The sequence below is a fragment of the Amycolatopsis albispora genome (assembly GCF_003312875.1).
GTDB lineage: Bacteria > Actinomycetota > Actinomycetes > Mycobacteriales > Pseudonocardiaceae > Amycolatopsis > Amycolatopsis albispora.
On sequence record NZ_CP015163.1, the window covers coordinates 4,512,694 to 4,531,443 of the forward strand.

Genomic DNA, 18,750 nt, shown 5'->3' on the forward strand with positions numbered 1-18,750 from the left:
TTCGACCACCGAGCGTACGCCGACGGTCGTAGTGCAACATGCAAGCAGACACGGTAGCCGATGTCCACAAAAAGCTCCGGCTTGGATACGCACGGTCATACCGTTACCGCGCCACGTATCCGGCCATGATCTTCCACTGTCCACTGTGGATGATCATTCTCAGCAGTCGAAGCCGGGCTCGTTCGAACACCCGATCGACCCAGCCCGCGCCTTGATGTCACGAATGTGGCTTTCGAGACGCCGGACGTCTCGAAAGCCACATTCGTGACACCGGGGGCGGCGGCGCGCGGCGGCGAATGTTCCGCGCGCGGCGCGAAAACGGACATCCACCCGGTCCGGCTACCCTGCGCGGGGTAACCGCGGCTCACCTCGAATTCACCCACCGGATGCCTTGCCACAGCAGGGTTTTCGAATTTCTCCTTGGTGCGCAAGGGAAATCGCGAAGACCGCGCGATCGGCGGCACACCGCGGCCGGATTCGTTGGTATGTTGGAGTTCTCCGAGGTTCTGGAGGTGACGTGGCGGAGAACCCCAACTTCGGCGTGGTGTGGCGTGGCTATCACCGAGGTCAGGTCGAGCAGTGTCTCGACGAGCTCAGAGCCGAGCTGGCCGAGGCGGTGGCGGACCACGAAGCCGCGGTGTCCCAAGTGAAAGACCTCGAAAAGCAGGTGGCCGTGCTGCTGGAGGACAACCAGGAGCTGACCGAGGCGCTCGACCGGGTGTGCCAGCAGCCGATCGAGCCCGACGGGCTGACCGAGCGGCTCCGGCACATGATGGAGCTGGCCCGGCTGGAGGCCACTGAGATCAAGGCCACCGCGCGCGCCCAGCGCGACCGGGACGAGCAACGCCGGAAGCAGGTCGAGCAGGACTTCGAACTCGCGATGTCCGTCCGGCGGCGTGACGCGCTGCGCGCCATCGAAACGCAGCGGGCCGAGGCCGCGGCGGAGGCCGAGCGCATCCTCGCGGAGGCGCGGGCCCGATCGGAGGAGGCCGATAGCCTCCGCGCGCACATCGTCAGCCAGCTGGAGGCAGCCAACAAGGTGCTCGAGGAGGACCGCGTCACCGCGGAGAGGTGACCTACCGGAACGGCACGGTCAGGCAAGCCACCCGGCCGCCGGCCTGCCCGGCTTTGCCGTGCTCGGTCGCGGTCTTCTCCTCGGCGTGCACCACCACCGAAGCCGGTACCCGGTCGCTGAAGCCGAACGGCACCTCGGTACGGGTCTCGGCGTCGCCCTGCTCGTTCGTGCGCAGGTCGAGCCAGAACTCGTTCTGCGGATTCGCGTAGGCGGGGTCCTTCGACGGCTGCTCCGGGGTGGCCGCGGGATCCAGCCGGTTCTGGTAGTGCGGCCCGGCCGCGTCGCCGGTCGGCCCGCACGGCTTGGCGTGCAGGTGCACGGCATAACCGCGGCTGGGCGCCATCCCGTCCACGCCGAACTCGACCAGCGTGCCCGTCGGCGTCGACTTCGCCGAGATGTCGAGCGTGGCCCCGGCCGGCGCGGCGGCCTGGTCGTAGGTGAAGGCGTTGCTCGCCTGCTCCGGCGGGGCCAGCTTGCCCTCCTGCTGCACGTTCACCCCACCCGCGGGCGGCTGCTCGCCGGTGTCCTCGCCGTCCGGTTCGTCCCCACAGCCCGTCACGAGCAGTCCCGCCGCTGCCGCGCAGGCCAGCAGTCGCATCCTCCTGTCCATGGGCCCCGGCTTCCCGGAATGCCCGTTTCCTAATCACCCGGGTGCACGGCGAGGGTGCGCGCCGGGTCCCAGGTGGTGGAGTGGAGCAGTCGTTCCCGCATGCGGGCCCAGCCCGCCGGCCGGGCGACCACCAGCCAGGCGTCCGGCCCGCCCTCGACGAAGCGCCTGGCCTGCCGCAACCACGAAGCCGCCGTCTCTGGCCAGTCCACAATGGACAACACGGTGCCGCCGCGGCGGGTCCAGGCGGCCGCGGCGTCCTCGGCCATCGCCCGGCACTCGGCGTCCCGTGAGCAGCCGATGGTCAGCGTGCCGAGTTCTTCCACTTCCGGTACTCCTCTGGCAGGCACACCGCGCACGGCCGGTACCCGGCGGCCACGGCTTCGGGTTCGTCGGCGAAGAAGACGCGGTGGCGGACGTCCCCGCCGCGGGCGATGGCTCGCAGGGCGGACGGACAGTCCAACCTGCCGTAGCTGCGCAGCCGCCGGTTTCCGCCCAGCGTGCCGTGGCCGGTCACGCGGCTTCCAGGCTGAGCAGGTGGTGCTTGGCCTCCGGCCCCCCGGCGTACCCGCCGAACGAACCGTCCGAGCGGACCACTCGGTGACACGGCACCACCAGCGGCAACGGGTTCGTCGCGCACGCCGTGCCGACCGCCCGCACCGCGCGCGGGCTGCCCGCGGCCGTGGCGACCTCGGCGTAGCTCTCCGTCCTGCCGTACCCGATCTCCGCCAGGTGCTGCAGCACGGCCAGCCGGAACCCCCGGGACAACCGGAAGTCCAGCGGCAGGTCGAACGACCGGCGGCGGCCCTCGAAGTACTCGCCGAGCTGGCGGGCCGCCTCGTCCAGGCGCCCCGGGGCCCGGAGCACCCGAGGGCTGACCACCTCGGCGAGGTTCGCCAGCACGGCGTCGTGGTCCTGGCGGGCGAAGGCCACCCGCACCAGTCCCGCGTCGGTGGCGGCCAGCAGCAGCTCCCCCACCGGCGAATCAACCGTGCGGTAGGCGACGTCGAGCACCCCGTCACGCTCGGCGGCCCCGGCCAGCCTGGCCCGCAGCCGCGCGGTGGTCGCCGGATCGATTTCGGGCAGGTCAGCGAACAGCTCGGACACGGTCACTCCCCGGATAGACGCTTCTGAGTTTCCTGATCCCGTCGGCGGCGGCGCGCCGGGCGGCGTCGGCCGTGCCGCCGGTGATCGCGGCGATCTCCTGGTAGGGCAGCCCGCCGAGGTAGTGGTAGGCCACCGCGGTGCGCTGGCGGTCGGGCAGCGAGCCGAGCGCGGCCCACAGGTCGCCGTCCCAGTCCTCCGGCCTGCCCGTGGTGGACGGGCGGTCCGGCGGCTCACCGGCCACCACCGCCCGCCGCACCTCGGCGCGGCGCACGTCGATGGCCTTGCGGTGCGCGATGGTGACCAGCCAGGCCTCCACGTTCGCGTCGGCGGGCAGCTTCGGGTACGCCTTCAGCGCGGCGAGAAAGGTCTCCGACCAGGCGTCCTCGGCGTCGGCCTGCCCCAGCACCGCGCGGCAGACGCGGAACACCATCGCGCCGTACTCGGTGACGATCGCGTCGAACGGCGGTGTTTTTGGCCGCGCCTCCGGCGCGGCGGGCGAGGTCGCCCTTGAGCCGGTCACTGGGCCGAGCCACGCCAGGCCGCTGGGGCGACCTGACGCGCCCCAGCCCAGTGACCGGCGCGACCTCGCGTGGGGGTTTGCGTTGCACGCACGTCCGTCCCTTCGTCGAAAACCCTTTGTACCGGGTAGACGAAGGAACGGCCGGAAACGTGAGATCAGCGCGCGAACGGCATGCTTTCGGCCAGTTCGCTGCCCGCCAGCAGGTGCTGCAGCAGCACGATCAGCACCTGCTTGGTCGACTCGCGGTCACGCGCGTCGCACAGCAGGAGGGGGACCGACGGGTCCACGTCCAGCGCGGCGCGGACCTCCTCGGTGCCGTAGCGGTAGGCGCCGTCGAAGCAGTTGACGCCGACGATGAACGGCAGCCCGCGGCGCTCGAAGAAGTCGACCGCCGCGAAGCAGCTTTCCAGCCGGCGGGTGTCGGCCAGCACCACCGCACCGAGCGCGCCGGTGGCCAGCTCGTCCCACATGAACCAGAACCGGTCCTGGCCGGGCGTGCCGAACAGGTAGAGGATCAGCTCCGGGTTGATGGTGATGCGCCCGAAGTCCAGCGCCACCGTGGTGGTGGTCTTCGACTCCACCCCGGACAGGTCGTCCACCCCGGCCGAGGCCTCGGTGATCAGTTCCTCCGTGCGCAACGGGGGAACCTCGCTCACCGAGCCGACCATCGTGGTCTTGCCGACCCCGAAGCCACCGGCGATGAGGATCTTGACCGCGGTTGCGGTCAGTCCGCGCCGGGCCTCAGAGTTTCCGGATGCCATCAAGAACCGCCTGCAGTACGTGTTTGTTGGGGGTTTCGGTCAGCGGGGCCGCGGTGCGGAAGAGGACCAGGTTCTGCTCGATCAGGTCGCACAGCAGCACCTTGACCACCGGCAGCGGCAGGTCCACCCTGGCGGCCACCTCGGCCACCGAGATCGGCCGCTGGCAGAGGCGCACGATCTGGGCGTACTCCGGGTCCATGCCGGCCGCCTCCGCGATCGACGGCATGGCCACCACGAGGGTGATCAGGTCCAGCGAGACGTTCTCCGAGCGCGTGCGCCCGCCCGTGACCGCGTAGGGGCGGACCAGCGGGTCGTCGAACCAGGCCTCGTGCCGCGGGGTCATGGCGAGGTGCGCTGCGGGGCCGCGCTTCTCGGTGCGGCGGTGAGAACGGCCCCGACCCGTTTCACCATCAGGTTCATTTCGTAGGCGACCATGCCCATGTCCGCGTCCTCGGCGGCGAGCAGCGCGAGGCACGCCCCGCGGCCGGCCGCGGTGACGAACAGGAAGGCGTGGTCCATCTCCACCATGGTCTGCCGCACATTACCGCCCCCGAAGTGGCGGCCGGTACCTCTGGCCAGGCTCTGGAAGGCCGAGGCCACCGCGGACAGGTGTTCGGCGTCCTCTTCGGACAGGTTGCCCGAGCGGCCGATCAGCAGCCCGTCCGCCGAGAGCACCACGGCGCGGTCGGCCCCGGCCACCCGCTTGACCAGGTCGTCGAGCAACCAGTCGAGTTCACTGACTCCGGCGTTGACCATCAGGTTCGTTCTCCATACCTGTCGTGCCTGCCCAGCTCCTGCTCCCTGGCGCGGCGAGTGCCCTGCTGGAAGGCGGCCAGCCGGTTGCGCGCCTGCTCGGCGCCGTCGGCGGGCTCCTCCCACTCCTGCTCATCGGCCGGTGCCGGAGCGTCGTTTCTCAGCTGCGGCACCAGGTTCTGCTGCTTCCGCCGCTGCGGCAGCGGCGGGCGGCCCGGCGCGGCCGGGCCCGGCGCGGCGGGACGGCGCGGCTGCTGCGGGCGCGCGTCCTGCGGCGGACGGGACTCCGCGGGCCGCGACTCCGCCGGGCGGCGGACCTCCGGCGGCCTGCCGTTCTCCGGCGGCGGTTCCGGCGGGAGCAGCTGGTGCCGCGGGCGGAACAGGTCCTCGCGCTCACGCGGCGGTGGTTCGGGCAGCCTGCCGTTGGCCTGCGACTCCGTCGGCCACGGCGGGGTCGTCTCCGGCCGTTCCGGCGGCTGGGGCAGCTTGGGCATGGACGGCATGGGCGGCGGCGGGGCCGTCGGCGGGGCGGCCATCAGCGGCTGGTCCGGCCGCCGCAGCGGGCGGCGCTCCTGCTGCTTGGGCACGTCGACGTTGTCCTCTTCGGGCTCCGGCTCGTCGAGCGTGCCGAGCAGCTCCGAGCGGACCAGCACGATCGCCCTGGTCCCCCCGTAAGCGGACTCGCGCAGGGTGACCGCGATGCCGTGGCGCACGGCCAGCCGCGCCACCACGAACAGGCCGAGCCGCGGCTCGTCGGACAGCGCCATGATGCCGAAGTCCGGCGGGTCGCTGAGCATCTCGTTCAGCTCGGCCAGGTGGTCCGGCTCGATGCCGAGGCCCTGGTCCTCTACCTCGATGACCACCCCACGGCCGACCACGTTGCCGCGGATCTCCACCCTGGACTCGGGCGGGGAGAACGAGGTGGCGTTGTCGATCAGCTCGGCGAGCAGGTGCACCAGGTCGCCGACCACCGGGCCGTTGATCGCCACCGAGGGCAGCTTCGCCACGCCGACGCGGGTGAAGTCCTCGGTTTCGGCGGAGGCACCGCGGACCACCGCGGCCAGGCTGACCGGCTTGCGCCACTGCCTGCCCGGCTGGCCGCCACCGAGAATGATCAGGTTCTCCGCGTTGCGGCGGGCGCGGGTGGACAGGTGGTCGAGCTGGAACAGGGTGTCCAGCTGGTCCGGGTCCTCCTGCTTGCGCTCGGCCTGGTCGAGCACCTTGAGCTGGCGGTGCACGATGACCTGGCTGCGGTGCGCGATGTTGAGGAAGACGTTCTTGGTGCCCTCACGGGTCTTCGCTTCGTCGACCGCGGCCGCGATGGCGGTCTGCTGGGCGCGGTTGAACGCCGCGGCGACCTGGCCGATCTCGTCCGAGCCGTGGTCGAGGAAGCGCACGTCGTTGTCGAGGTCGACGTCCTCGCCGGCCCGCACGCGGTCCACCAGCTCGGGCAACCGGGTGTCGGCCATGTCGAGGGTTTCCTCGCGCAGCAGGGCGAGCCTGCCGATCAGCCGGTTGGACAGGCGCAGCGCGAAGAAGAACACCGCGACCGCGATCAGCAGCGCGGCGGCGGCCGCGATGATCGAGGTGACCAGGCTGTCTTCGCTCTCGTCGATGGCCAGCGTGGTGGCCTGCCCGCTCTGCTGGATGAACAGGCCCATCAGCGCGCTGCCCACGTCGCGGGCGGCGGTGCGCCACTCCTGCTCCGGCACCGGCAGCACGGTCTGGTTGCCGCGGAGGAAGGCGTTCTCCACCGTGGTGACGGTGTTCCAGGCCGGGCTGGCCTGCAGCTGGTCGTACTTCGCCTTGACGTCGGCAGGCATGCGCGGCACGGCGCCGTTCAGCTCGGCGCGGTAGGCACCGATCTCACCGATGTAGGTGCGGAAGTCGGCCTCGGTGAGGCCGCCGCCGGCCACCCCGGCCGCGGCGAGCGCGTCACCGCGCTGCATCCGGTCGGCGCTGGTGAACAGCGGCACCGCGATGACCCGGAGGAAGGCGATCTGCGCGTCGGGCGCGTCCTGCGCGAGGCCGTTGAGGCCGTCGGTGAACAGGTCGATGATGCCGTTGTAGTAGCCGTACGCCTCGCTCAGCTGCGGCTGGCCGCCGTCGACCTGCTGGCGGAACTGCGGCAGCTGGCCGAGCTGGGTGGCCGCGGCCACGATGTTCTTCTGCACGTCGGGCGCGGCGTCGCCGGACATGGCCTGCAGCCGGGAGACGACCTCCTGCGCGGCCGCGTCGACCTTGGCGCGCTGCGGGCCGAGCGCGGCCCGCTCGGAACCGGGGCTGGCCAGCTCTTTCAGCGTGAGCCGGCGCTCCTCCTGGAAGTTCGCGAAGAACAACACCGCGGGGCGCTCGATGTCGCGGACCTGGTTCGCCTTGTCGCGGACCTTGATCGCGTCGAAGACCAGGTAACCGGACAGCGCGATGCCGACGGCCAGCAGTGCGACGCTCGGGACGAGGGCGATGGCGAGTACGCGTGAGCGGATCGACGAGGTTCGCCGAGTGGGGTGCTTCTTCACCGCGGTCCGTTTTCCTTCCGGCTTCTTCCTTGAGACAACTCGATCCCGGGTCCCCACACCCGGGGTCAGCTAGCCGGATCAGCTCTGCCGAACTGTCCCCGGGCCGCTTGGCGGCGAAGACATTAGGCAGCCCGGCCAGCCGGAGTCAAATCCGCTACTCCGTACAGACCAACCGGTCGGTTGATCTCTGACAGCCGAAAGGGCCAACCGGAAATGGGCCAACCTCAAGCAACGGACAGCCCCTTTCAGCCGGTTCTCCCTCGTGTCGGGCGGTCCGCCGACTACCAGGTGCAACGCCCTGGTCACGACGTATTACCGTCCGGTAGCATACCGCACGCCGAGGGCCCGGCGCACGGGCGGCACACCACCACGCGGGAGCCGCGAAATCGCGCACCCGCTATTTTGTGCGCGTGCGGCAAGATCGTCAATGAAGAGACGGTGAGAATCGTCACGAAAACCTTCCGCGACCAAATCCGTATCGCGCGCGCGGAGAAATAGGCCTAGTCCAGAATGGGCGCGGCGTGCCTTCGGTTCGGACGGGCGAACCGGTTACGCCGTTCCGCCGATCGCCACCGCCGGAGCCGAGCAGCAGGTTCACGACGATCGTCGCGAATGCGCTGCGCCCCAGAGCGGCGTGCGCCAGGCGCCGGTGAACGCCCCCGACATGTCACCGGCGCCCGGCCCAGTCCACGCGCGGGCGCTGTCCCACCTTCGACTCGGCGGCGAAGAAGGTGCCGGTGATCATCAGCAGCCCGGCGCCGGTAAAGCAGGCGAAGGTCAGCCGCCGGCCGAGCGCGCTGAATCAGCCAGCCGGACAAACCTGAAGCAACGTTCAAGTCAACCCCGGCGGTCCATCATCCGGGAGTCCTTGCCCCGCACCGGTGACCGGCCGCAAACTCGGCCGCACTCCGCTCCTTCCCTACCGATCCCGCCTCCGAACGGGAGATTTTGCCGTGCCCGCAACGCATTCCGGCCTGCTGCGCTGGATCAGCCCGGTGGCCCTGCTCGTGCTGTGGCAGCTCGCCAGCAGTTCCGGTCTGCTGCCACCGGAAAAGCTCAGCTCCCCGCTGACCGTGCTGGAGGCCGGCGTCGAGGTCGCCGGTACCGGTGAGCTGGGCGAAGCCTTCGCCGTCTCGGTCACCAGAGTGCTGATCGGCTTCGCGCTCGGCGCGTCGATCGGGCTGGTGCTGGGCATCGTGGCCGGGTTGTCGCGGTGGGGGAACCTGCTCGTCGACCCGCCCGTGCAGATGCTGCGCACGCTGCCGTTCCTCGGCCTGATCCCGTTGTTCATCCTGTGGTTCGGCATCGGTGAGACGCCGAAGATCGTGCTGGTGGCGCTCGGCGTGGCCTTCCCGCTCTACCTGAACGTCCACTCCGGAATCCGCACCGTGGACGACCAGCTGGTCGAGGCCACCACCGCGCTCGGCTACACCAGAACGGAACGGCTGTGGCACGTGGTGCTGCCGTCCGCGGTACCGCAGACGCTGGTCGGGCTGCGGCAGTCGCTCGGCATCGCCTGGCTCTCGCTGATCGTCGGCGAGCAAGTCAACGCCGACGCGGGACTCGGTTACCTGATCAACAACGCGCGGGAGTTCCTGCGCACCGACGTGATCGTGGTCGGGCTGGTCGTCTACGCCGCACTCGGCCTGGCCACCGACGCGCTGGTCCGGCTGCTGGAAGGAAGGGCACTGCGATGGCGCGGGATCTGATCGTGGAGGTACGCGGGCTGACCAAGGAGTTCGGCCCTCGTACCGTCCTCAATGGACTCAACCTGGAGATAGCGCGGGGCGAGTTCGTCGCGCTGCTGGGCCGCAGCGGCTCCGGCAAGTCGACCCTGCTGCGCGTGCTGGCCGGGCTGGACACCGGCATCGGCGGCACGGCCGCCGTGCGCGGCACGGTTTCGGTGGCGTTCCAGCAACCGAGACTCCTGCCGTGGCGCCGGGTGTGGCGCAACGTGGTGCTCGGCCTGCCCGGCCACGGCACCGACCGCGAACTGGCCCTGCGCGCACTGCGCGAGGTGCACCTGGAAGGGCACGCCGACGACTGGCCGCGCACGCTCTCCGGCGGTGAGGCACAACGGCTTTCGCTCACCCGCGCCCTCGTCCGCGAGCCGGATCTGCTGCTGCTGGACGAACCCTTCGGCGCGCTCGACGCGCTGACCAGGCTGGCCATGCACCGGCTGGTCGAAGACCTCTGGTCGCGCCACCACCCGGCGGTGCTGCTGGTGACCCACGACGTGGACGAGGCACTGCTGCTGGCCGACCGCGTGCTCGTGCTCGACGATGGCCGCATCGGCGCCGAGCACGTGCTCACCCACCCGCGGCCTCGGCAGCTCGCCGACCACCTCGATACCCGCACGCGAGTGCTCGCCGATCTGGGAGTGATCGACCATGCGCAAGCTCTTTAGCACCCTGCTGGCGGCCGCGCTGGTCGCCGGGTGCGGTCAGGCGGAACCCACCACCGCGGCGGTGCCCGCACCGGTCAGCCCGGCCGAGCTGGCCGGTGTCACGCTCAAGGTCGGCGACCAGAAAGGCGGGGTGAAATCCCTGCTGACCGCGGCCGGGCTGCTGGACGACCTGCCCTACCAGATCGAGTTCTCCACCTTCACCTCCGGGCCGCCGCTGCTGGAAGCGGCTTCGGCGGGCGCGATCGACATCGGCCGGGTCGGCAACACACCGCCGATCTTCGCCGCCGCGGCGGACGCGAAGATCTCGGTGGTGGCCGCCGCGCAGGCCCCGGTGTTCGACGACGCGCTGCTGGTCCCCCGTGATTCGCCGGTCCAGGACATCGCCGGGCTCAAGGGGAAAACGATCGGCGTGGCGAAGGGCAGCTCCGCGCACGGCCAGGTGCTGTACAACCTGCGTGCCGCCGGATTGTCCACAAAGGACGTCAAGCTGTCCTACCTGCAACCGGCCGACGCCTTCGCCGCGTTCAACCAGCGGGCCATCGACGCCTGGGCCGTCTGGGATCCCTACACCGCACAGGCTTTGCGGGAAGCGAACGCGCGGGTGCTCGTCGACGGCGTCGGCAAGACCAACGGGTACGTGTTCCAGGTGGCGGGCCGCGACGCGCTGGCCGATCCCGGCAAGAACTCCGCGCTGCGCGAATACGTCGCCAGGGTGGCCAAGGCGCAGAAGTGGGCCGACACGCACCGGCCGGAATGGTCGGCCGCGTGGGCCGCGGAAACCGGGCTCAAGCCCGAAGTCACCGCCGCCGCCACCGCACGCGGCGTGGAACTGCCGGTGGCGCTGGACGACGGGGTGCTCAAGTCCCAGCAGGACCTGGCGAACGCGTTCACCGACGAGAAGCTCATCCCGGGCTCGATCGACTTCGCCGCCTTCGCCGACCAGCGCTACTCGGAAGACCTTCGATCAGCTAGGGAGCAATAGATGAGCGTGCGCCTGCACTGGTTCCTGCCGACCACCGGCGACGGCCGGACGATCGTGGAACGCTTCCACGCCAACCGATCCCTCGGTCCGAGCGCGCAGCGGCAGCCGACCATCGACTACCTGGCGCAGGTCGCCCGCGCGGCCGAGCACCTCGGTTTCGAGGGCGTGCTGACGCCGACCGGCACCTGGTGCGAAGACGCCTGGCTGAGCACCGCCGCGTTGATCCGCGAGACCGAGCGGCTGAAGTTCCTGGTCGCGTTCCGGCCCGGGGTCATCTCCCCGACGCTCGCCGCGCAGATGGCCTCGACATACCAGCGACTGTCCGGCGGCCGGTTGCTGCTCAACGTGGTCACCGGCGGCGACGCGGTGGAGCAGCGGCGGTTCGGCGACTGGCACGACCACGACGCGCGGTACGCCAGGACCGCCGAATTCCTGGCCATCGTGCGCGGGGTGTGGAGCGGCGAGCCGTTCGACTTCGACGGCGAGCACCTGAAGGTCGAAGGCGCGACCCTGCTGGCCCCACCGGATCCGGTGCCGTCCGTCTACTTCGGAGGTTCCTCGCCCGCCGCGCTGCCGGTCGCCGCCGAGCACGCCGACGTCTACCTCACCTGGGGTGAGCCGCCAGCACAGGTCGCCGAAAAGATCGGCAAGGTGCGTGAACTCGCTGCGCGGCTGGGCCGCACCCCGCGGTTCGGCGTCCGCCTGCACACCATTTCCCGCGACACCTCCGTCGAAGCCTGGGGCGAGGCGCGGAAAATGCTCGACGCACTCGATCCGCGGCAGGTGGCCAAGGCACAGGAACAGCTCGCCGCCAGCGAATCGGTCGGCCAGCGGCGAATGGTGGCGCTGCACGGCGGAAAGCTCGACGCCGGCGTGCGCGGGTTGGAAATTCACCCGAACCTGTGGGCGGGCGTCGGTCTGGTGCGTGGTGGCGCGGGCACCGCGCTGGTCGGCAGCCACGCCGAAGTCGCCGACCTGATCGAGGAATACCACGCGCTCGGCGTCGACGAATTCATCCTGTCCGGTTATCCCCACCTGGAGGAGGCGTACTGGTTCGGCGAGGGCGTGCGCCCCGAACTCGAGCGGCGTGGCCTGCTCGGCGGTAAGTCCGGAACCGCCCTTCCTGACCGGTTCGTGGCCGCCTTGTGACCTTGCGAGCGGTGTCCGTTTTCACGCTGCGCTATTAGCCTGCACAAATCGCAGTGAAGAGCGGAGGTCAGTGATGACGGACGTCGCGGCGACCGGGGTCGAGTGCCCGCATCCGGCGGGCGGCACGGTACGCACCCTCGGCGAAGCTTTCCAGCGGACGGCACGGCTGCGACCGGGCGCGGTGGCGTTGCGCGTGCCCGGCGGCAAGCAGGAGATCACCTGGCGCGAGTACGCCCAGCGCGTGCGTGCGCTGGCCGCCGGGCTGGCCGCGCACGGCGTCACGCGCGGCAGCACGGTCGGCATGATGCTGACCAACCGGCCGGAGGCGCACCTGGTCGACACCGCCGCGCTGCACCTCGGCGCGACCCCGTTCTCCATCTACAACACCAGTTCCCCCGAGCAGATCGCCTATCTGTTCGCCAACGCGGAGAACCGGGTGGTGATCACCGAGCAGCAGTTCCTCGACCGGGTCACCGCCTCCGGCGCGAAACTGGACCACGTGGTGCTCGTCGACGGCGAAGCCGAGGGCACGATCACCTTGGGACAGCTGGAATCCGCCGGAGCCGAGGACTTCGACCTCGAAGCCGCGTGGCAGGCGGTCGAGCCGGGTGACATCGCCACGCTCATCTACACCTCGGGCACCACGGGACCGCCGAAGGGCGTGGAGATCACGCACGCCAACGTGATGGCCGAGGCCCGCGCGCTGCTGCCGCACCTCGAACCCGGGCTCGACGACCGGATCACCTCGTACCTGCCGAGCGCGCACGTGGCCGACCGGATGTCGGCGCACTACCTCAACCTGGTGCGCGGCGTGCAGATCACCTGCGTCAACGACCCGCGGACGATCGCCGCCGCGCTGCCCGACGCGCTCCCGACCATCTGGGTCGCCGTTCCCCGCGTGTGGCAGAAGATCCGCGGTGGCATCGAAACCAAGCTCGCCGCCGAGCCCAAGGCGGTCAAGCGGAACCTGACGAACTGGGCGATCGGCGTCGGCCGCCGGGTCGCGGTCGCCAAGGCGTCGGGCGCCGGGCCCTCCCCCGCCGACCGGATCCAGCACGCCGTCGCGGACAAGATCGTGCTGAGCAAGCTGCGGCACGCGCTCGGCCTGAACGAGCTGCGCTGGGCGGTTTCCGGCGCGGCCGCGATCCCGCCGGAGACGCTCGAGTACTTCCTCGGCCTCGGGCTGCCGGTGTACGAGGTGTGGGGCATGTCGGAGACCACCGCGGCGGCCACCACCAACGCACCGGACGCGTTCAAGATCGGCTCGGTCGGCAAGGCGATGGAAGGCGTCGAGCTGAAGCTCGCCGAGGACGGCGAACTGCTCTGCCGCGGCGCGCTGGTCACCCCCGGGTACCACGGGCAGCCGGACAAGACGGCCGAGGCGATCGACGCCGACGGCTGGCTGCACACCGGCGACATCGCCGCCATCGACGAGGACGGCTTTGTCACCATCGTCGACCGCAAGAAGGAACTGATCATCAACGAGGCCGGCAAGAACATGTCGCCGACCAACATCGAAAACGCGCTCAAGGCGGCGTCCCCGCTGATCGCGCAGGTGGTGGCGATCGGCGACGCGAAGGCCTACGTGACCGCGCTCGTGGTGCTCGACCCGGAGATGGTGGCCGCGCGTGCCGGCGAGCTGGGGCTGAGCGATCCGTCGGTCGGCGTGGCGGCGGAGAGCGAGGCCGTGCGGGCCGCGATCGCCGAGGCGGTGCGGACGGGCAACGAGAAGCTCAACCGGGCCGAGCAGATCAAGCGGTTCCGGATCGTGCCCGCCGCCTGGGACCCCGGCGGCGACGAGCTGACCCCGAAGATGTCCTTGCGCCGCAAGCCGATCGCGGAGAAGTACCGCGCCGAGATCGACGGGCTGTACGAGGCGAGCCCCGGACCGCAGGTGGTCGATCTGGGGTGAACCGGGCGGCCGGCGCGTAGGCTGCCTTCGATGGCAGCTCCGACCTCATCGCCGGCCGACCGGGCCCGGCGGCCGAAGAACCGGAAGGCGCAGATCGCGCTGGCCGCCGCCGAGCTGTTCTGCCGCCGCGGGTACCACAGCGTCGGGGTGGACGAGATCGCCGACGCGGTCGGCATCACCGGCCCGGCGATCTACCGGCACTTCCGCACCAAGCAGGCGATCCTGGCGCACGCGGTGGCCGAGCTGTCCGAAGGGCTGGCGGGCGCGGCCGTCCCCGCCGAGGACGCGGCTTCGGCCGCCGACCGGCTGGACTCCGCACTGCGGAACCTGGCCGCGTTCGCCGTCGAACGCCGGACGGTGACCCGGCTGTACCAGTGGGAGGACAGGCACCTCCCCGACGACGAGCGCCGGGCGGCCACCGCACGCACCCGGGTGGCCGTGCGCTCGGTGCGCGCGCTGGTGCTCGACGCGCGCCCGGAACTGGACCAGGCGTCGGCGACGCTGCTGACGCTGGCCGCGTTCAGCGTGCTCGGCAGCCTGAGCACCCATCGCGTCAGCCTGCCGAAGGGCCGGACCGAGGCGCTCGTCCGCGAGCTGGCCGCGACCGTGCTCGCGCTGCCGGAGCCGCCGGGGCCGCAGCCGCGTGCCGAGCGCCCGCGCGAGGAGATGCTGCGCCTGGTCTCCCGCCGTGAACGGCTGCTCGCCGAGGCCGTGCACCTCTTTCACCAGCGCGGGTTCCAGGCGGTGAGCATGGAGGAGATCGGCACCAGGGCCGGGATCAACGCGTCCAGCCTGTACCGCCACTTCTCCGGCAAGGGCGACCTGCTCGCGGCCATCTACCACCGGGCGGCCGAACGGCTGTCCGATGCGGCGACCACCGCGCTGACCGGCGCGCGTGACCCCGGCGAAGCACTGGAGCGGCTGATCCCGACCTACGTGCGCATCGCCTTCGACCAGGCCGGGCTGGTCTCGGTCTACCTGTCCGAGAACGACAACCTGCCGCCGGGCGACCGGGAAACGCTGCGGGCCGCGCAACGGCGGCACGTCGACGAGTGGGTGCGGCTGGTCGGCTCGTGCCGTGGGGACGAACCGGCCGCGGAGACCCGGCTCCGGGTGTACGCGGCACTCAACGTGGTCACCGATCTGGCCAGGGCGGAGCCGCCGCTGACCGGGCCGCCGTTCGGTGCGGAACTGGTCAGCGCACTGCTGACAAGTTAACCACCATTCGCGCCGTGACCGGCGTCCCAGCCGCTGGACCGACCAAACGGTATGTCTGGTCGGTTGGTGGAATCTTCACTGGCCGACGGGGTCTTCGCCACTGGTCTTCCGGTTTTGTTAACAAGCATTTACAGTGGCCCGAAAGCCGACCAGGGAGGCCAGCGTTGACCAGTCAGCCGTCCGTTGCCCGCGATGCCGAAGGCCAGACCATTCCGAAGCTCCTCGCACGCAACGCCGCCGAATACGGCGATCGCCCGGCACTGACCTCACTCGACAACGCGGACCTGCCGACCCTGACCTGGGCCGCGTTGCGCGACGAGATCGCCGCGGTCGCCCGCGGGCTCGGTGAGCTGGGGCTCACCGCCCGGGACCGGATGCTGATCATGGCGGCGAACCGGCCGGAGCACCTGATCGCCGACCTCGCCGCGACCCACCTGGCCGCGATCCCCTGCACCGCCTACGCGACGCTGAGCCCGGAGCAGATCCGGTTCGTGGCCACGCACAGCGCCGCCGGTGTGGTGGTGCTCGGCGGCGCGGCCGAGCTGGAGCGCTGGAGCACGGTCCTCGACGACCTGCCCGCGCTGCGGCACGTGGTGGTGATGGACGCCGACGCGGTGCCCGCGGACGACAAGCGGTTCGTCAGCCTCGCCGACGTGCGGGCGCGGGGTGCCGAACTGCACGCCGCCGACCCGTCGGTGTTCGAAGAGACCTGGCAGCGCATCGCGCCGGACGACCCGCTGTCGATGATCTACACCTCGGGCACCACCGGCGAGCCGAAGGGCGTGGTGCTGTCGCACCGCAACACGATTCACGAGGCGTTCGCCGTGCACCGGCTGCACGAGACCCCGATGCACGTCGACACCATCGGGTACCTGCCGCTGGCGCACATCGCCGAGCGTGAGCTGTCGCTGTACATGCCGATCACCTACGCCGGGCACGTGCACACGCTGGCCGATCCGAGCGGCATCGTGGCCGCGCTCGGGCGGGTGCGCCCGCAGGGCTTCTTCGGGGTGCCGCGGGTCTGGGAGAAGATGGTCGCCGGGCTGCGGAACATGCTCGCCGCCGCGCCCGAGGAGAACCGCAAGGCGCTCACCGAGGCCAACGAACTGCTGCAGGAGGGCTACAAGCTCCGCAGCGCCGGTCAGGAGGTGCCCGCCGAACTCGCCGAGCGGATCGCGCGGACCGACGAGGCCGTGCTCGCCCCGGTGCGCAAGATGCTCGGACTGGACCGGTTGCTGCTGGCCTCCAGCGGGGCGGCCGCGCTGCCGGTGGAGATCCTCTACTTCATCGCCGGGCTCGGCGTGGAGATCGAAGAGGTGTGGGGCCTGTCGGAAACCACCGGCGCGGTCACCGCGAACACCGCGAGCGCGTTCCGCGCGGGCAGCGTCGGCCGTCCGCTCGCCGACGTGGAGGTCAAGGTCGGCGAGGACGGGGAGTTGTTCGTCCGCGGGCCGATCGTGTTCCTCGGTTACCTGCAGCCGGACGGCTCGATCAAGCCGGCGGTGGACGAGGAGGGCTGGCTGCCCACCGGGGACATCGGCACCATCGACGAGGACGGCTACGTCTACATCACCGACCGCAAGAAGGAACTGATCATCACCTCCGGCGGCAAGAACATCGCGCCGACGCGGATCGAAGGGCTGCTCAAGGAGCACCCGCTGATCGGGCAGGCGGTGGCCATCGGCGACGGGAAACCGTTCATCTCGGCGCTCATCGTGCTCGACGACGAGATCGCCCCCGCCTGGGCCGCGGCGAACGGCATCGAGGTGAAGGACCCCGCTGATCCCGCCGAACTGGCCGCTCACCCCGGCATCCGCGCCGAAATCGACCGGGCGGTCGAGTCGGCGAACAACCGCTTGGCGCGCGTCGAGCAGATCAAGAAGTACCACCTGCTGCCGAAGGCGTGGACCCCGGAAACCGGCGAACTGACCCCGACGCTCAAACTGAAGCGCCGGGTGATCAACGACCGGTACGCCCCCACCATCGCCGACCTGTACGCCGGTGCCCCAGCCCCCACCGCCTGACCCGAGCCAAGCCGCTGCTGCCGGGGGTGCCGCCGGTACCTCAGGTGCCGCCCGTGCTGCAGGTGCCGCGGGCGCCGCCGGTACCGCGGGTGACGCCGGTACCGCGGATGGCGCCCGTGCTGCTCGAGCCGCAGGTGGCGCCGGTACCGCCCCAGCCGCGGATGCCAGTTGCGCCGCGGGTGTCGCAGGTGCTGCCCGTACCGCGGGCTACGCCCGAGCCGCCGGAACGTCAGGTGCCCGCGGTGCTGCCGGTGGTGCAGGTGCCACTCGCGCCGCCGCCCGTACCGCGACCGGCGCTCGTGCCGCCGCGACGAGCGCTCCCCGTGCCGCGGGCGCCGCTCATGTCACGAATGTGGCTTTCGGGACGCGAAACGTCTCGAAAGCCACATTCGTGACACCGGGCCCCGGCTCCGACGGCGCAGTGGGCTCGCCCTCCGAGGGCTCGGTGGCTCACCTCTGCGGCCAGGCAGCCGAGCCACCTGCCGCCAAGGGCACGAATGTGGCTTTCGGGGCGAAAAACGCCCCCAAAGCCACATTCGTGTCCCGCCTACGCCGTGCGCAGCGGGTTCTCAGTCCACTTCCGCAGCTTCGGCGGGACCCGCTTCTCCAGGCCGTACGGCTCCAGGTGCGCGCTGAACACCTCGTCGAAGGCGCGTTCCACGCTCTCGGTGTCCCACACCGGCCGCTCCAGGATGGGTGCCTTCAGGTGCGGCTGCCCCACGATGTGCAGCTGCGGCCCGTTGCAGCGGATCATCTGCCCGGTGATACCGGCCGAGTTCTCCCCCAGCAGGAACAGCACCAGCGGCGCGATCCGCGCGGGCGTGCGGTCCGGCGGGCAGTTGCGCAGCGAGCGCTCCGACTTCCAGACCATCCGCGTGTGCGCGAGCGGGCACACCGCGTTCACCCGGATGCCCACCTCCTCGAGGTCGAGCGCCCAGGAATAGGTCAGCGAAGCCACCGCCCCCTTGCTCGCCGCGTATACGCCCAGCTTGCGCTGCCCCAGCGAGGCACCCGAGGAGATGTTCACGATCGAACCGCCACCGCCCCGCGCCACCATGGCCTCGACCGCGGCCATCCCGGTGTACATCACGCCGAGCACGTTGACCTCGACCAGCTCACGCACCTGCGCCGGGTCCTCTTCCCACGGCAGCGCCTCGTAGTTGAGCCCGGCGTTGTTGACCAGCCCGTCGATCCGGCCGAACTCCGCCACGCACAGCTCGACGATGGCCCGCGCCTGCACCGGATCGGCCACGCTGTGCCCGCTGGCCACCGCCCGGCCACCCTGCGCGCGGATGCCGGCCGCGGTCCGCTCCGCCAGCTCGGCGTCCACGTCGTTGACCACCACCGCCGCCCCGGCCTGCGCGGCGTGCACCGCGAAGGCCTCCCCCAGGCCCCGGCCACCGCCGGTGATCACGACCGCCTTGTTTTCCAGCAATCCGTGCTCGAGCAATCCGTTCATCGCCCTGGACCTCCTGTGCGTCCCCTGGCCTCTCGCGCGCGGGTTCGCTCACCCGCTGCAACCGGCCCTCACGTCCAGTGTTGGCCACGAAGGGTCATCGGCGCGCGGCTTCGGAGACGAACGGCTGCCTCGCTGCGCCGAACGAGTGAGCCTGATCGGCGCAGTGATATCGCCGCACGGGTCACTCGGTCACTCCGAACGGCGCCACCCTCGGTAACGGGCCGAACACGTTCGCAGGCTTACTACTGAGGTGGGGT

Annotated in this window: 18 protein-coding genes; 8 read left to right on the forward strand and 10 right to left on the reverse strand. The window is 70.9% G+C overall.

Going from position 1 to position 18,750, the window contains the following annotated elements; all coding sequences use genetic code 11:
* The first annotated feature begins 517 nt into the window (after positions 1-517).
* Positions 518-1,075 carry a hypothetical protein gene (locus A4R43_RS21155; protein ID WP_113693922.1) on the forward strand — a complete coding sequence of 186 codons (558 nt, stop codon included), beginning with the start codon at positions 518-520 and terminating at the stop codon, positions 1,073-1,075.
* Position 1,076: 1 nt separating this feature from the next.
* Here the strand turns inward: A4R43_RS21155 and A4R43_RS21160 are convergent, their stop codons facing one another.
* The 9 genes from A4R43_RS21160 to A4R43_RS21200 all read right to left on the reverse strand — a co-directional run bounded on the left by A4R43_RS21160 (position 1,077) and on the right by A4R43_RS21200 (position 7,342).
* Positions 1,077-1,673: a superoxide dismutase family protein gene (locus A4R43_RS21160; RefSeq protein WP_162788533.1), complete on the reverse strand. Its 597-nt coding sequence runs from the start codon at positions 1,671-1,673 to the stop codon at positions 1,077-1,079.
* A 41-nt stretch (positions 1,674-1,714) separates the two neighbouring features.
* The gene (locus tag A4R43_RS21165) at positions 1,715-2,008 is read right to left on the reverse strand and encodes a hypothetical protein (protein WP_113693924.1); all 294 of its coding nucleotides are present in this window, start codon (positions 2,006-2,008) and stop codon (positions 1,715-1,717) included.
* Positions 1,987-2,199, reverse strand: coding sequence for an Ada metal-binding domain-containing protein (locus A4R43_RS21170; protein WP_236809171.1), 213 nt, complete (start codon positions 2,197-2,199; stop codon positions 1,987-1,989). The genes A4R43_RS21165 and A4R43_RS21170 overlap by 22 nt, the downstream gene beginning before the upstream one ends.
* Positions 2,196-2,780, reverse strand: coding sequence for a methylated-DNA--[protein]-cysteine S-methyltransferase (locus A4R43_RS21175; protein WP_418190852.1), 585 nt, complete (start codon positions 2,778-2,780; stop codon positions 2,196-2,198). The genes A4R43_RS21170 and A4R43_RS21175 overlap by 4 nt, the downstream gene beginning before the upstream one ends.
* Positions 2,770-3,309, reverse strand: a complete 540-nt coding sequence (locus tag A4R43_RS21180; protein ID WP_257791796.1) for an RNA polymerase sigma factor — start codon at positions 3,307-3,309, stop codon at positions 2,770-2,772. The genes A4R43_RS21175 and A4R43_RS21180 overlap by 11 nt, the downstream gene beginning before the upstream one ends.
* A 155-nt stretch (positions 3,310-3,464) precedes the next feature.
* Positions 3,465-4,070, reverse strand: coding sequence for a GTP-binding protein (locus A4R43_RS21185; protein WP_113693927.1), 606 nt, complete (start codon positions 4,068-4,070; stop codon positions 3,465-3,467).
* Positions 4,051-4,413, reverse strand: a complete 363-nt coding sequence (locus A4R43_RS21190) for a DUF742 domain-containing protein (protein WP_113693928.1) — start codon at positions 4,411-4,413, stop codon at positions 4,051-4,053. The genes A4R43_RS21185 and A4R43_RS21190 overlap by 20 nt, the downstream gene beginning before the upstream one ends.
* Positions 4,410-4,826, reverse strand: coding sequence for a roadblock/LC7 domain-containing protein (locus tag A4R43_RS21195; protein ID WP_113693929.1), 417 nt, complete (start codon positions 4,824-4,826; stop codon positions 4,410-4,412). Before A4R43_RS21195 ends, A4R43_RS21190 begins: the two co-directional genes overlap by 4 nt.
* Positions 4,826-7,342 (reverse strand): sensor histidine kinase, encoded by a 2,517-nt coding sequence (locus A4R43_RS21200; RefSeq protein WP_113693930.1) that lies wholly within the window; start codon positions 7,340-7,342, stop codon positions 4,826-4,828. The genes A4R43_RS21195 and A4R43_RS21200 overlap by 1 nt, the downstream gene beginning before the upstream one ends.
* A 953-nt stretch (positions 7,343-8,295) precedes the next feature.
* Between A4R43_RS21200 and A4R43_RS21205 the strand changes: the two genes are divergently transcribed.
* The 7 genes from A4R43_RS21205 (at position 8,296) to A4R43_RS21235 (ending at position 17,034) form a co-directional block, all read left to right on the forward strand.
* Positions 8,296-9,051 carry an ABC transporter permease gene (locus tag A4R43_RS21205; RefSeq protein WP_113693931.1) on the forward strand — a complete coding sequence of 252 codons (756 nt, stop codon included), beginning with the start codon at positions 8,296-8,298 and terminating at the stop codon, positions 9,049-9,051.
* A complete protein-coding gene (locus tag A4R43_RS21210; RefSeq protein WP_113693932.1) occupies positions 9,036-9,749 on the forward strand; it encodes an ABC transporter ATP-binding protein in 714 nt (237 codons plus the stop codon). The genes A4R43_RS21205 and A4R43_RS21210 overlap by 16 nt, the downstream gene beginning before the upstream one ends.
* The gene (locus A4R43_RS21215) at positions 9,733-10,731 is read left to right on the forward strand and encodes an ABC transporter substrate-binding protein (RefSeq protein WP_113693933.1); all 999 of its coding nucleotides are present in this window, start codon (positions 9,733-9,735) and stop codon (positions 10,729-10,731) included. Before A4R43_RS21210 ends, A4R43_RS21215 begins: the two co-directional genes overlap by 17 nt.
* Positions 10,732-11,880: an LLM class flavin-dependent oxidoreductase gene (locus tag A4R43_RS21220; protein WP_113693934.1), complete on the forward strand. Its 1,149-nt coding sequence runs from the start codon at positions 10,732-10,734 to the stop codon at positions 11,878-11,880.
* A gap of 73 nt (positions 11,881-11,953) precedes the next feature.
* Entirely contained in the window at positions 11,954-13,792 is a 1,839-nt protein-coding gene (locus tag A4R43_RS21225; RefSeq protein WP_113693935.1) for an AMP-binding protein, read from the forward strand.
* Between the two features lie 30 nt (positions 13,793-13,822).
* Complete coding sequence (locus A4R43_RS21230; RefSeq protein ID WP_113693936.1) at positions 13,823-15,010, forward strand: TetR/AcrR family transcriptional regulator; 1,188 nt, start codon at positions 13,823-13,825, stop codon at positions 15,008-15,010.
* Positions 15,011-15,174: 164 nt separating this feature from the next.
* A complete protein-coding gene (locus A4R43_RS21235; RefSeq protein WP_113693937.1) occupies positions 15,175-17,034 on the forward strand; it encodes an AMP-dependent synthetase/ligase in 1,860 nt (619 codons plus the stop codon).
* A 547-nt stretch (positions 17,035-17,581) separates the two neighbouring features.
* Here A4R43_RS21235 and A4R43_RS21240 read toward each other — a convergent pair.
* Positions 17,582-18,493 carry an SDR family NAD(P)-dependent oxidoreductase gene (locus A4R43_RS21240; RefSeq protein ID WP_113693938.1) on the reverse strand — a complete coding sequence of 304 codons (912 nt, stop codon included), beginning with the start codon at positions 18,491-18,493 and terminating at the stop codon, positions 17,582-17,584.
* Between the last annotated feature and the right edge of the window lie 257 nt (positions 18,494-18,750).